Annotated in this window: 14 protein-coding genes and 1 tRNA gene; 6 read left to right on the top strand and 9 right to left on the bottom strand. The window is 59.8% G+C overall.

The genetic code is table 11. The annotated features are described in order from the left end of the window. Positions 1–34 precede the first annotated feature (34 nt). A complete protein-coding gene (locus ACT3TP_RS13300) occupies positions 35–487 on the top strand; it encodes a hypothetical protein (protein ID WP_096285565.1) in 453 nt (150 codons plus the stop codon). Between the two features lie 95 nt (positions 488–582). Further along, a complete protein-coding gene (locus tag ACT3TP_RS13295) occupies positions 583–1,620 on the top strand; it encodes an alpha/beta hydrolase (RefSeq protein ID WP_444620773.1) in 1,038 nt (345 codons plus the stop codon). Here the strand turns inward: ACT3TP_RS13295 and ACT3TP_RS13290 are convergent, their stop codons facing one another. From ACT3TP_RS13290 to ACT3TP_RS13280, 3 genes are all read right to left on the bottom strand, one after another. After that, positions 1,621–2,193: a histidine phosphatase family protein gene (locus tag ACT3TP_RS13290; protein WP_444620772.1), complete on the bottom strand. Its 573-nt coding sequence runs from the start codon at positions 2,191–2,193 to the stop codon at positions 1,621–1,623. It abuts the gene before it with no gap. Between the two features lie 100 nt (positions 2,194–2,293). Then, entirely contained in the window at positions 2,294–2,929 is a 636-nt protein-coding gene (locus tag ACT3TP_RS13285; protein WP_096285571.1) for an ABC transporter ATP-binding protein, read from the bottom strand. Beyond that, positions 2,926–4,968, bottom strand: coding sequence for a hypothetical protein (locus tag ACT3TP_RS13280; RefSeq protein ID WP_096285573.1), 2,043 nt, complete (start codon positions 4,966–4,968; stop codon positions 2,926–2,928). Before ACT3TP_RS13280 ends, ACT3TP_RS13285 begins: the two co-directional genes overlap by 4 nt. A 457-nt stretch (positions 4,969–5,425) precedes the next feature. Here ACT3TP_RS13280 and ACT3TP_RS13275 point away from each other — a divergent pair, with 457 nt between their 5' ends. Then, positions 5,426–6,754: an amino acid permease gene (locus ACT3TP_RS13275; RefSeq protein ID WP_096286007.1), complete on the top strand. Its 1,329-nt coding sequence runs from the start codon at positions 5,426–5,428 to the stop codon at positions 6,752–6,754. Between the two features lie 60 nt (positions 6,755–6,814). On the opposite strand, the gene ACT3TP_RS13270 is transcribed toward ACT3TP_RS13275, so the two are convergent. Next, entirely contained in the window at positions 6,815–7,474 is a 660-nt protein-coding gene (locus ACT3TP_RS13270) for a YoaK family protein (RefSeq protein ID WP_255248408.1), read from the bottom strand. Between the two features lie 87 nt (positions 7,475–7,561). On the opposite strand from ACT3TP_RS13270, the gene ACT3TP_RS13265 reads away from it, so the two are divergent. Continuing rightward, positions 7,562–8,218, top strand: coding sequence for a DsbA family oxidoreductase (locus ACT3TP_RS13265; protein WP_096285575.1), 657 nt, complete (start codon positions 7,562–7,564; stop codon positions 8,216–8,218). Between the two features lie 51 nt (positions 8,219–8,269). Here ACT3TP_RS13265 and ACT3TP_RS13260 read toward each other — a convergent pair whose 3' ends face one another. Together ACT3TP_RS13260 and ACT3TP_RS13255 are read right to left on the bottom strand one after the other, a co-directional pair. Beyond that, entirely contained in the window at positions 8,270–8,902 is a 633-nt protein-coding gene (locus ACT3TP_RS13260) for a LytR C-terminal domain-containing protein (RefSeq protein ID WP_096285577.1), read from the bottom strand. Between the two features lie 65 nt (positions 8,903–8,967). Next, on the bottom strand, positions 8,968–9,267 hold the full coding sequence (locus ACT3TP_RS13255) for a type II toxin-antitoxin system VapB family antitoxin (protein WP_176484147.1): 300 nt from the start codon (positions 9,265–9,267) through the stop codon (positions 8,968–8,970). A 259-nt stretch (positions 9,268–9,526) separates the two neighbouring features. Here ACT3TP_RS13255 and ACT3TP_RS13250 point away from each other — a divergent pair, with 259 nt between their 5' ends. After that, complete coding sequence (locus ACT3TP_RS13250; RefSeq protein WP_096285581.1) at positions 9,527–10,567, top strand: isopenicillin N synthase family dioxygenase; 1,041 nt, start codon at positions 9,527–9,529, stop codon at positions 10,565–10,567. 245 nt (positions 10,568–10,812) lie between these two features. Here ACT3TP_RS13250 and ACT3TP_RS13245 read toward each other — a convergent pair whose 3' ends face one another. The 3 genes from ACT3TP_RS13245 to ACT3TP_RS13235 all read right to left on the bottom strand — a co-directional run bounded on the left by ACT3TP_RS13245 (position 10,813) and on the right by ACT3TP_RS13235 (position 12,240). Beyond that, entirely contained in the window at positions 10,813–11,580 is a 768-nt protein-coding gene (locus ACT3TP_RS13245; protein WP_176484148.1) for a response regulator transcription factor, read from the bottom strand. A gap of 76 nt (positions 11,581–11,656) precedes the next feature. Beyond that, the gene (locus tag ACT3TP_RS13240) at positions 11,657–12,028 is read right to left on the bottom strand and encodes a VOC family protein (protein WP_096285585.1); all 372 of its coding nucleotides are present in this window, start codon (positions 12,026–12,028) and stop codon (positions 11,657–11,659) included. Positions 12,029–12,152: 124 nt separating this feature from the next. Further along, positions 12,153–12,240: transfer RNA gene (locus ACT3TP_RS13235), tRNA-Ser, on the bottom strand. 187 nt (positions 12,241–12,427) lie between these two features. On the opposite strand from ACT3TP_RS13235, the gene ACT3TP_RS13230 reads away from it, so the two are divergent. Further along, the coding region (locus ACT3TP_RS13230) for a hypothetical protein (RefSeq protein ID WP_444620771.1) at positions 12,428–12,977 on the top strand (550 nt) is incomplete at its 3' end.

Genomic DNA, 12,977 nt, shown 5'->3' with positions numbered 1-12,977 from the left:
GTAAGTTAGACGTTTTAAATGGTATGGAGAATTTGTGGCTGAAACTACCGACGACGATAAACCTTTGAACAAGGCCATCGCGATTTTCTGGGTGATACTGGTTCTCTTTGCAGTCTTGGTGTTCATCTCGCTTCCGCTTTCGGCGGGCATCGGAAGTTCAATTTTGATTTTTGGAATGGAACAAGTTCGTCAAGATATTGCTGGTTGGTTCGTTTACTGGGCGATGGGCACGTTGCTTGCGACTGCGATTGTCGCCGGAATCATTGAAGCTGTACTCAAGTCGAAACTTCCAGGCAACAAGCCTCTTCGAGAAGCCGCATCATGGTCCACCGGATTTGTTGTCATGACTGTTTGCTACTCGGGATTTTTCTACTCTTGGGTGGCTTGTGTGGTTGCTTCAGCAGTCTCAGCATTGTTGTTCATCTTGTTGCTGTGGATCGTCAAGAAGTTTCCTGCACCTAGGCGACCCACGTCGCAAGCGGACTGAGCACTACCAATATACGGCCACGAATAACGGCATTCATCGGATGGTAACCAGCCCATCCGGGGGATGCCGTTTTTCGTGCCCCGTAGGATGTTTCCATGGCCTTCCAATTTCGTTCCCCCGCCGCCGGCCGCTGGGAGGCGGACCTCCTGGGCGAGGGCTTCGCCCGGCGCACGCTCCCGCTGTCCGACGGGTCAACCGCGACGCTGATCCGCCACCGCCCGAAATCCGCGCGGCCGCAATTCGCCCCGCCCTTGCGCGGGCTGGCGATCCTCTACGTGCACGGCTGGTCCGACTACTTCTTCCAGCGCGAACTGGCGCAGTTCCTGAGCACCGCGGGAGCCGACTTCTACGCGCTGGATCTGCGCAACTACGGGCGCAACCTCACCGCGGACAGCACCCCGGGGTTCATCACCGACCTGGAAGACTACTTCGAGGAATTCGATGCGGCGCACCGGATCATCTCCAGCGCCCACCCGGGAACCCGCTTCGTGATGCTCGCCCATTCCACCGGCGGGCTGAGCGCCGCCCTGTATGCCGCGGCGCACCCGGCAAAGGTGGACGCGCTGGCGCTGAACAGCCCCTGGCTGGAATTCCAGGCCTCCGAGTTGGGGCGCACCGCCCTGGCGAAGCTCCTGGCGGTGGCCAGCGGGCGCAATCCGCACCGGAACCTGCCAACCATCGACCCGGGCTTCTACACCCGCACCGTCTCGAACCGCTTCGAGGGTGAATGGGACTATGACCTGCAATGGCGTCCGGCCAACGGATTCACGCTCAGCGCCGGATTCATCTCCGCGGTATTCGCCGCCCAGGCGAAGGTGAAAAAGGGGTTGGAGCTGCGCCAGCCGGTGCTGGTGCTGCTCAGCGCCCGGGACTACCTGCTGCCGCGCTGGAATGACGCGGCCACCCGCTCCGATGTGGCGCTGAACGTGCAGGTGGTCGCGCAGCGCAGCATCAATCTGGGCCGCGAGCTGCACCTGGTGCGGCTGCCCGATGCGCTGCACGACGTGTTCCTCTCCGCCGCGCCGGTGCGCTCCGCGGCCTACCTGCGTCTGGGTTCCTGGCTGGCCACGGTCAAGAACCGGCAGGCCGACTCGTCGCTTGCGCGCAGCGTGCGGCGCACCGTGGGCGGCTAGCTACGGTGCGGTGACCGGAGGCTGCGGTGCCCGGTCGTTGACCAGTTCCAGCTCCCAGCCCGCGGCGCGGCGGGCGAGGATCGCCACCGAGCCGTTGCGGATGGTATCCAATTTGTAGCCGGCGAAATGCGAGAGCGTGTAGCGGATGATCGTGCCGTGGCAGACCACCGCGACGTTCTGCCCCGGGTAGTCCGCGGCGATCTGCTCGATCGCGCGCAGCCCGCGGTCCACCACCGATTCCAGCGCTTCGATGCCCCCGCCCAGCTTGCCCGGCCAGCGCTCCGCCGCCTCGGTCTCCAGCACCCCTTCGCCCTCGCCGTAGTCCCGCTCGATCAGCAGATCGTAGGCCGGACCGAGCTCCAGCCCCAACCCGTCGGCAATAATCTGCGCCGTTTCCCGGGCCCGGCTCAGTGGGGAGGAAACAATGACGTCCCAGCGTGCGGCGCCAAGGACCTCAACTGCATCGCGCGCCTGCGCCCGCCCGGTGTCGTTCAATGCGATATCGCTGCTGCCCTGCAACCGCCCTTCGAGGTTCCAGCGAGTCTGACCGTGTCTGATGAATCCAAGTTCCATAGGGTTATTCTCCCACCGCGGGCCAACATAATTAACGCGTCCCAGGTGCCTGCCCCTGAGTCCGGCCTCTATTCTGACCCAAACCGGTGACAGCGTATACCTAGCTCAATTCCAGAACCGTGTCGCAATGGTTCATCACAGCCGTCGAATGCGTTGCGATTAACACGGTGGCTCCCCCAGCTGCGATATTACGAAGCTCCTTCATCACCATGGACTCACTAGTGCTGTCCAACGCGCCGGTAGGTTCATCAGCTAAGACTAGCGCAGGGCGTTTAACGATCAGTCTGGCTAAGGCCACCCGCTGTTGTTCGCCACCGGAAAGGGAATAGACCATCTCTTTACCCCGCCCGCCGAGACCTACATGTTCCAGGGCTCCGTCAAAATCGGTCGTTCGGATCTTCGCTTTTCCCGCAGGTGCCAATGCAACTTCGAGGTTATCCTGAATCGTTGAGCTTTCGATCAGCGCATAGTTTTGGAACATGTAACCCAATGAGTCCCGCCGAAAGCGCCGTTGTTCTTGGCTGGAGAATGCCGAAATTTTCTCACCACCAACAATGAGGCTTCCGCCATCTAGTCTTTCAAGCAGGCCTAGACAGTTCAAAAGAGTCGATTTCCCTGATCCAGAAGCCCCCATCACCGCCATCAACTGCCCGGTCGGCACGCTAAAAGTCAGGTTACGAAATAGCGTCTTGGAACCGAAAGATTTCGTGGCCCCGTGAACTTCGATAGTGCTCATGCGGTTTCCTCACTATGGGTACGAATCAGGCGTTGAGTCTTAGCGTGCACCACAGCAAAAAGCAGCAACAGATTAATAAGGGCGACACCCAGAACCACTACAGGCTGCCATTGGGCGACGGCCAAATCACTGGCTGCATGGGACACCTCGCCGAAGGACTTCGCACGAACAGCAGTCCAAATTCCTGTCACCGCCGCCCATCCGACGGCTAGCGCTAAGACAACAGCTTCACCTTTGATGAGCCACCGGTGGGTGGACCAGAAAGACCAGCCGTTCAGATATCGCACCAAGATCGTTTGCGCATTGGACCGGACATGAATCTGCGCCATTCCAACTGCGGTAGCGAGGAGCACCAGCAGTGCTACGACGGCGCATACTGCCTGAAAGCGAAGTCCTTCCTGGCGCGTCGCGGATTCGTCGGCGGCCATTTGAGCGATCGGGAGGTAGGCAGAAATCCACGTTCCCAAGAATTCTGGGGGTGTATCGATTCGGGCTTGTTCTGCATCCGCCATCAAGACTAGTCCTCTGCTGGCTTGCCCCATGTATTCATCGTCCGCGATGAACCCGGAGTTGGCACCGATACCGACAACGATAGCGTTATTCAGATGACTTTCCTTGTTTGGGCGATCGGCCGCGCTGCCGTAGAGGAAGTGTCTCTGAGCATCACGCAGCGTCACAGTACTTATCGTGGGTAATTGGCTACCCCCATAGTTTTCCAGCAGTGCACTTTCCACCTCTTCAGCCGAGCGCTTGGAGTATTCGGGGACCATAATGACAACTTCGTCGTCCGGGACACTGGTTATTTGCTGCCCTTGCGCATCAAGGACTCGGTTGCGTTGCAGATAGCCTCGGTTGACTAGCAGCACCTCGTCTTGAAGCGTGGTGTCTGCCGAGTGTTCTGCCAGCGTGCTCACCATGATGGTGTGCCCCAGACGGTCTTGCTCTTTAAGCCAAATCCCAGTGTCGAAGGCTAATTTGTCTATCTGTTGCGGAGCAAAAAGTCCCTCAAAGACAATCTTTGCCACGTTGCCTACGTCGGCTAAAGAATCCTGGTTTCTCTGTGCTTGCGCGGCCGCGCTACTGGCAGCGAATGCCGAGGCGATAAGTGATACCGCCAAGATGATGCTCGGGATTCGTAGAATATAGGTGGCTGGCACCGCAACCTTGAACCCGAATTTTCCTTTGATCGCGTCGAGAATTTTCACGTCGAACGCCAAATGTAGCGCCCCAAGATGCAAACATGTGATGACCAGCAGCATGAGCCCCACGAGGCTGAACGCCGTTTCCAGATATCTCCCCAGCTGGTTCCATCCGTTGTATAGCAGTAGCCCCAGCAATGCTGCCGTGAAGCCCAAGGCAAGAATGACCGTGATGGCAACTATCTCTTGCCGGGAATCTCGTTTTAAGGCTGTATTGATGGTGCCGCCATGCAACCGTAAAATCGCGTAGTGCTTGGCCCGTGAAAGAACCGAAAAACCGGTCAATAAGGCCACGAGCAATAAGGCAACGATCGTTGCCGGCCCTAAGAAGCCAAAGAAAATTTCGCCGGCAAGGGCCGGAAATGAGGTGCCGGACTTGTACGTCTCTACCGAATAACCCAACTCGGTGAAGTCTTGCTCAACCATGCGCAGCGCGGCCGAATTGCCGAAGATGAAGTACTCTCCGCGCGGATCCATCCCATCAAGGTCAGTTGCTGCGTGAACGATAGTGCTGACGCTCTGGCTGAATTGCGGGAAACCGGTGTCCAACCACTGCGCCTCTTTTTGGGCGTTGTTGCCACTGGCCAGATAGAGGTGACGCACCGATGCATCATGCAAGTCACGATTTTCACGCACGATGATTGAGCCGGACTCTGCAGCGGATCCCTGGACCAGTTCGCATAGTCCTTGGTTGCCGGACATAGTCTCCGTACCCGAGACGAGAATTCTGCTAGCGCCCGCCAGCGTCGACTCATCAATGGACTTTGTAAGCATAAAAGACACAAATAACGAGTACAGAAGGGCTACTGCGACAGCTAGTCGTAGTCCGGTATTTTTCATTTGTTCTTTCTGCCGGCGGTTGTCTCCGGTTGCCGGAGTCCGAACTCATGCGATCCGCTGTCTACCATTGCTCCGCACAACATACGCGCTTCAATATACCTGAGCTGGATCTATTGAACTTTGGCACAACACGTTGCTGACCAGATAAAACGTCTTTATTCACAGCACACAAGGGGCGGTCAATGATCGATTTTTGAACTGCTCCCGCTTAATCATCCGAACATCGCGGAATCAGTGGTCTCCCCATCGCAGATGAGCTATCTCACGATAGAGCTTGGCCACAAACAACCCCGTCCAGCATCATGCACCACGTAAAATTCTTGAGGCACCAGCTGGCTTGAACCTTCAAGTCTCCGGCCGCAGATCACATGCACCTCAAAGTAGATCCGAGTATTTCATCGTGACCGATATCAAGGCGTCCCTCGCCCGCGGGCTCACGGCCCGCCACATCCGCTTCATGGCCCTCGGCTCGGCCATCGGCACCGGATTGTTCTACGGCTCCTCCGCCGCCATCCAGGCAGCCGGCCCGGCCGTGCTCTTCGCCTACATGATCGGCGGCGCGGCGGTTTTCATCGTCATGCGCGCCATGGGCGAGATGGCCGTCAAGCATCCGGTCTCCGGATCCTTCGCCCACTACGCCTCGCGCTACCTGGGCCGCTTCGCCGGGTTCGTCACCGGGTGGACGTTCACCTTCGAGATGGCGATCGTGGCGATCGCCGACGTCACCGCCTTCGGCATCTACATGCGCTTCTGGTTCCCGCAGGTGCCGCAGTGGATCTGGGTGCTGGCCGTGGTGCTGCTGATTGCCGCGATCAACCTGATGAAGGTCAAGGTCTTCGGCGAAACCGAATTCTGGCTGGCGGTCATCAAGGTCACCGCAATCATCGCGATGATCGTCGGCGGCGCGGCGCTGATCCTCTTCGGCTTCAGCGCCCCGGACGCCGAAACGGCCACCGGCTTTGCCACGCTGATGAGCGCCGGCACGCTGTTCCCCAACGGCTTCATGGGCCTGCTGCTGTCCTTCGCGGTGGTGATGTTCGCCTTCGGCGGCATCGAAACCATCGGCATCACCGCCGGCGAAGCGGAGGATCCGGGCAAGTCGGTGCCCGCGGCGATCAACACCGTGCCGTGGCGCATTCTGCTGTTCTACGTGGCTTCGCTGGCGATCGTGATGATGCTCTTCGACTGGCGCCAGATCGACGGTTCGGCCTCGCCGTTTGTGCAGATCTTCGACGCGCTGGGCCTCCCGGCGGCCGCTCACGTGCTCAACGCTGTGGTCATCACCGCCGCGGTGTCGGCGATCAATGCGGACACCTTCGGCGCCGGGCGGATGATGTTCGCGATGTCCCGCGAGGGCCACGCGCCGGCTTCCTTCGCGAAGATCTCACGCCACGGGGTGCCGTGGATGACGGTGCTGACCATGTCCATCGTGCTGCTGGTCGGCGTGCTGCTCAACGCCCTGCTGCCCGAATCGCTGTTCATGATCATCGCCTCGATCGCGACCTTCGCCACCGTCTGGGTGTGGATCATGATCCTCACCTCCTATTTGGCGATGCGCCGCCAGGAAAAGTCCGGCGTCGTGGTGGACCGCGAATTCGCGGTTCCCGGGGGCACCGCCAGCGCCTGGATCGCGCTGGTATTCATGGCCTTCGTGGTTGTGCTGCTGGCCCTGAGCGCCGAGACCCGCATTGCGCTCTACGCGGGCGCCGGCTGGCTGGTGCTGCTCGCGGTGGCTTACAAGTTCCTGGTCCGCACTCCGCAGGCCGGGCTGGTTTCCAGCAAATAAGTTTCGGAGAACGCCACATGATGCACCCGCGGACCGCTCCGGTCCGCGGGTGCATCGCGGTTAAATGGTGGTGCTATCCATCCGGCGTTCGCGCCACAGCCCGAGGCTGGCCCAGGCCAGCATGCCTCCGGCCACCAACCACAGGGCTGACAATCCCAGCTGCAGATAGGCGAAGGCCCCGCAGACCGAGCCGAGGGTGATCATCGCCCAGAGGATCGCGTAGGGCACCCATAGCGCACGGTTGGCCCCGGACAGCGCCCCGGCCAGGTGCTGGCCGAGTTTCACCAGCGTGCCGGTCATATAGGTCAGTCCCAGCGAGACCTCCCCGGAGCGCGTGTAGCTGACGTTGACCGCGCCCATGGCGGCGGCCAGCAGGCAGGCGGTCAGCACATTTCCGGCCGCACCCAGTACGGCCGCGCACAGCAGCAACGTGGCGGATAGATACATCACCCGGGGCCGCCGGTAGCGTCTGGCCCGGGCGGAAAGCAGGGTTGCGAGCATGACTCCGAGGACAAAACTCGCCACGAATCCCATGGCCAGCAACCATCCGCTCGCGTCCCCGGTGGCCAGGGCCGCGGAGGACCGGGTGGAATTCCCGGACATGAAGGAGAGGAAGTACCCGGAGAAGTGCAAGAACCCCACCCCGTCGACGAAGCCCGCCATCATGGTGATTCCGCCGGCAAAAATAACGCCCTTATAGCTCAACGACTTGGCCATCATCCTCCTGACGGTGCATAGGTTCTGCCTATTCCATCTTGCCATCGCCGCGGCGGGAATGTTGCACGGCGGCTAATTGTTGAAGCTTTCATGAGTGAAAAACGAGTCCGTGTGGACATCTGGTCCGATATCGCCTGCCCCTGGTGCTTCATTGGCAAGCGCCGCTTCGAAAAGGGCGTTGAACAGTTCGAATTCTCCGAGAACGTCGACGTCTTCTGGCACGCCTACCAGCTGGACCCCACCCTTCCGGAGCGCTATGACGGCGACGAGGTGCAGTACCTCTCCGAGGTCAAGGGCATGGATCCCGAGCAGGTCAAGGGGATGCTGGCGCATGTCACCGAACAGGCGGCCGGCGAAGGGCTGGACTACAACTTCGACGCGCTGCGCCCGGCGAACTCCTTCACCGCGCTGCGCCTGCTGGAACACGCAAAGACCGAGGGCAAGGGCAGCGAGCTGAAGGAGACGCTGCTTTCGGCGCACTTCGAACGCGGCCTGGACACCGGGGACCGCCAGGTTCTGTCGGCGCTCGCGGCCGAGGTGGGGCTCAACGCGGCGGCGGTGCGGGAGACCCTCGGATCGACGGCCTACACCGAGGAAGTGAACGCGGACATCGCCCAGGCACGCCAGTTGGGCATCAGCGGAGTGCCGTTCTTCGTGATCGACGGCAAATACGGGATCTCCGGGGCGCAACCGGCCGAGGCCTTCACCAATGCGCTGACCCAGGCGCATGCCGGAGCGGTGAACTAGCTTCGCGCACCGGCTGAGCGCACTGACAGCCCCCGGGGATCTTCGCCGCCGCTATTCCGACTCGGCGCAGTGCAGCTTTCCGGGGGCGTCATTGAGCTTTCGTTCCTTCTCCAGCCCCTCGAACTTCGCCCCGACCTCCAGGTCGATGCGCGCGTCACGGCGTTCCTTGTCGAAGACGAACACCGCCCCGGGCAACTGGCGCTGAACGCTCAGCGCCTGGGCATACCCCTTGGGGCCGGCGATCACCGCACCCACCTCGTCGGCGTAGTCGCTCGCGGATTCGGTGATCGAGGTGATGGTGAAGCCGCGCTCCTCGAGCGTTTCGGCGGTCGCCCCGGCCAGCCCCGGTTTTCCGGTGGTATTCAGCACCCTGACCTGCACCGAGGCCGGATCCTGCACCTTGAACTCAACGTCGGGGCATACCGGATTTTCGATGTCGACCGGCGCATCGGCCACCGCGTCCTCCACCGGCTCCTGGGCCAGCGGCCAGTTCCCGGTAAAAATCAGCACCGCGGCCACAAAGCCGAGCACAACGAGCGATGCCATCACGGAGAACACCACGTTCTGCCGGGTGCGGCGGCGTTTCTTGGCCTGCAGATCCGATTGGAAGGCTAGCTCGGATTCGCTGACGATATGCTGCCCATGCCAACTGCTTGGATCACGACGATCCTTCGGCTCGGTCATTGGCCTACCTTCCCTGCGCACCTTTCGGCCTGCGCCCTGAGGCTATCTTGATCCGAGCCTACCCGTTAGGCGTCCAAATCCAACACCCTTGCGTGCAGCACCGATCGATGGTGCAAGGCCGAGCGCAGCGCCCGATGCAGCCCATCCTCCAGATACAGCGTTCCCTGCCAGAGCACCACGTGGGGGAAAAGATCTCCGTAGAAGGTCGAGTCCTCCGAGAGCAGCGCCTCCAAATCGAGCACAGTTTTCGTGGTCACCAGTTCGTCGAGCTTCACCTGCTGCGGCGGAATTTCGCTCCACTGCCGAGAGGTAGTTAATTGATGCTCTGGGTAAGGGCGCGAAGCGCCAACGGCTCGGAAGATCACCTTCCAAGCATATGGAACCCCACCGGCAAAAACACATTCCCAGGCGTTGGGGCGCATTATTCATCGCGGACGCCTAGCGCGTGAACAGGTGACGGGCAGTGCCGAGAACACCCGGCGAAAACCCCTTGGAAGATTCGCCAGCGCGTAGCTTGCGCCTCTATGAAGCAAAAAGCAAGGATTGTTACGACGGGAGAAACTTGGAGGAACCCGGCGTAACGGACGCTAGTAACAATTGAGTTTTTGGGTGCAGTCTAGGGATATGAACAACGTAGTCACCGAGATCCCAGTCCTCGACATCTCAACCTCACGCAACGCCGACGGAAGCTTCAACGAAGCCTTCGTCGCAGCACTGCGCGATGCCGCGCACCGCGTAGGGTTCTTCCAGATCGTTGGCTACGCCTCACATGCGAACCAAGACCAGGAACTGCTGGATACGATTGCCGAGTTCTTCAAGAAGCCCGTCGCTGAGAAGATCAAGCTCGATAACCGCAACAGCGCCCAGTTCCGCGGCTACACCCGCATGGGCACCGAAATCACCCGTGGCCGAGCCGATGCCCGCGAGCAGATTGATTACGGACCGGAGCGCGAGACCCTGTCCGAGGTCCCTGCCGACAAGCCTTATTTGAACCTGCAGGGCCCCAACCAGTTCCCGGCAGATTTCCCGCAGCTTGAGGAACGTGCCCTGGCGTGGGCCGAGCTGATGAACCAGACCGGCCACGAGCTGCTCTCGGCCATCGCAGTGGGCCTGGGCCTGCCCGAAGAGCACTTCGACGAGCCATTCGCTGACACCCCGTCATGGATGGGCAAGCTGGTGCACTATGTTTCCGGCGACGTCGTACCCGACGCCGGCAACCAAGGCGTGGGCCTGCATGCGGACTACGGCTTCGTGACCCTGCTGCTTCAGGACCAGGTTGGCGGACTGCAGGTGCAGCCCTACGGCCAGGAGGAATGGATTTCGGTGCCTCCGACCCCGGGCGCGCTGGTGGTAAATCTCGGCGAGATGCTCGAAGTGGCCACCGACGGCTATCTGATGGCCACCATCCACCGAGTGGTCGCCCCGCCAGCTGGCGTCGACCGCTACTCTGTGCCGTTTTTCTACTCCCCGCGCCTCGACGCGGTGGTCGACAAGGTGCAGCTTCCGGCGGAGCTTGCGGCCGTAGCCCGCGGCGTATCGGATGATCCGCATAATGCAATGCTCGCCTCTTACGGTGCGAACGTTCTCAAGGGCTGGCTACGCGCCCACCCGCAAACCGCTGCCATTCACTACCCGGAACTGAGCAGCAAAAAAACCAGCGCTTAGCCGCAGGCGGCCCCACCATGCGTGAAGGCTTCGACTTGGTATTGCGCTACCATTTCGAAGCCTTCACGCACTTAAATGGGTACCAGTAATGATTGCCGCCTTGCGCGGCAGCCAGTTAATCCCCCAAGATCCAACCTCATTCGGCACAGCACCCCTATGGCACAAGGCCATGGTGATTATTCTGCTCGATAATCCTCAAGGGTTGATTATCGAATGCTCAAGATCAGCTCAATGTTTCGCTGCGGCTAGGAACGCGAGTTCTGCTCGCCGACCATCCGGTATCCAACCCCGCGCACCGTCTCGATCCACAGTTCCGTTCGCGCCGAATCGCCCAGTTTTCGTCGCAGATTTGCGATATGCACTTCAATGCTTCGCACGGCGGCGGGTGACACGTATAGATCCACCGCACCTGCCCCATCCTCGTCATTCAGCATTCGGGCCAGTTCCTTCTTGCTCCGCACATGCCCTGGGTGCAGCAGCAACGCGCGCAGCAAGGAAAATTCGGTAGCGGTCAGCTCCACCGGCTCTGCATCGATCATTACCTGCCACGTCACGACGTTCAACGTGAGATTCCGATGGCTAAGTATCCGACCCGCCTGGCTCTCGCCTAAGGCCAGCAACCTACTGGTGGTGGCCTGGCGGCGCACAAAGGAATCGAGTCGCGCCCTGAATTCCCGCTCACGCAACGGCTTGGCCATCACGCCGTCGGCCCCCGCGTCAAAGGAGTGCACTACGTCGAATTCTTCATCGGAATCAAGCACCGCAAGCAAATGGGCACTAACGCGATTCGAGAGTCGGCGCAGGGTCTCATGGCCGTCGATGTCCCGAAGTCCGGAGCCAACCACAATCACCTGAGGGTTGATTCGTTCGGCTAGCTCTACTCCAATTTCTCCAGAGGACGTCTCGTGCACGACAAATCCAACTTGTTTTAGCAGGCGCGACAACACCGCGCGAACCTCAAACTCGTGCTCGATAACTACGGCTTTACGGACGTCCCCTGCCAAGCTAGCCACAACCCCCATTTGGTGACACGGATCACGCATTGCGTGAAGATCCATGCTACCGGATGGAGGCGTTCTTCGCGTCTGCCTAGGCCTCCTGCTCCGACAAAACGCAGAATTCATTGCCTTCCGGATCAAGCAAGACGATCCATGGGAAATCGCTGGATTCGACTTCCGCATATTTCGCTCCGAGCCCCAAGAGCCGCTCAACCTCTTCGTCTTGCGTGCAGTCGACCGGGCGCACATCAAGATGTACGCGGTTCTTGATGGTTTTCTCCTCCGGCACCTGAGCGAAGGCCAAGACCGGAGCATGCGAATCTTTAGTTGCCTCGGCAGGACCTATCGTCACCAGGCCAGCTTCTTCGCTGAGCACCGAATAATCGAAGACCTCGCCCCAAAAACGGGCGATCAGTACCGGATTCTTGCAGTCAATGGCCAGTTCTGCGAACCTGCAACCCATTTTCAATCTCCCACATGACGGAGGAAAAGCGATTTGCTGACCCCTCGATTACCTTATGCGTCGGGATACTACTCCCAAGCCCGGGCTTAAATGCGAAAACCCCCGATTTCTCGGGGGTTTTCTTTGGCGGAGGATAGGGGATTTGAACCCCTGAGGGCGTTAACCCAACACGCGTTCCAGGCGTGCGCCATAGGCCGCTAGGCGAATCCTCCTCAGTTTGCTCCGTGGAGCAGGTACCAGCATATCTAAATATCTCCACAATCACGAATCGAGGGCGTTGTGGGTTCAACTACGCGTATTTTCAGCAAAAAATTGGCGAAATTTCGGGGATTATCTAGTTTATCCACATCTGGCACGCGTCCACCAAAGCCCCTTTCCGCGGCGCTGGATACTTAAAACATGAACAAACGAGAGGTATTTCATAGCGGCGATGATCCTCATCGGCTGCATATAAGTCCGCCGGGCACCAGAACCGATCCAGGTACCGACGGCGTGTGGGCTGCCCACGTTGAGCAAGAAACGATCTTCGCGAAGCTAGCAGCAACTATCAAGAGCCTTCATGAGCAGGGCAGGGCAATCGAACCAGCCACCGGGCTCAAACAACTGGAAACCCTTGGTCGGATACGCAGTATGTTGGATGCGGCAGAAGCTGCTTTGCTGGCCGATACCTACGAGCTGACTAGCAAACAAGCCGCCTTGTCCGGCACTCAGGACCCTTTAGTCGACGACCCTTTGCAAGCGCAGTCTGCAGAGCATTTCGGAGTTGATCCCGAAGCGGAACCTTTGGTTCGTTCGTCATTCATTTCCGAGGCATCTGGTGCACTGCGGCAAAGCGAACGCATAGTCCAAGGCAAATTATTCACCGCCGAGGGGCTTCGCCACCTCTGCCCAGATACCTTGAATGAGCTAGGCAAGGGCACCATCACCACCAAGAGCGCCACGGAGATCG

Source organism: Glutamicibacter sp. AOP38-B1-38 (genome assembly GCF_052377485.1).
GTDB lineage: Bacteria > Actinomycetota > Actinomycetes > Actinomycetales > Micrococcaceae > Glutamicibacter.
The sequence above is the reverse complement of the archived record's forward strand: the minus strand, read 5'-3'. Positions and strand labels throughout refer to the sequence as shown.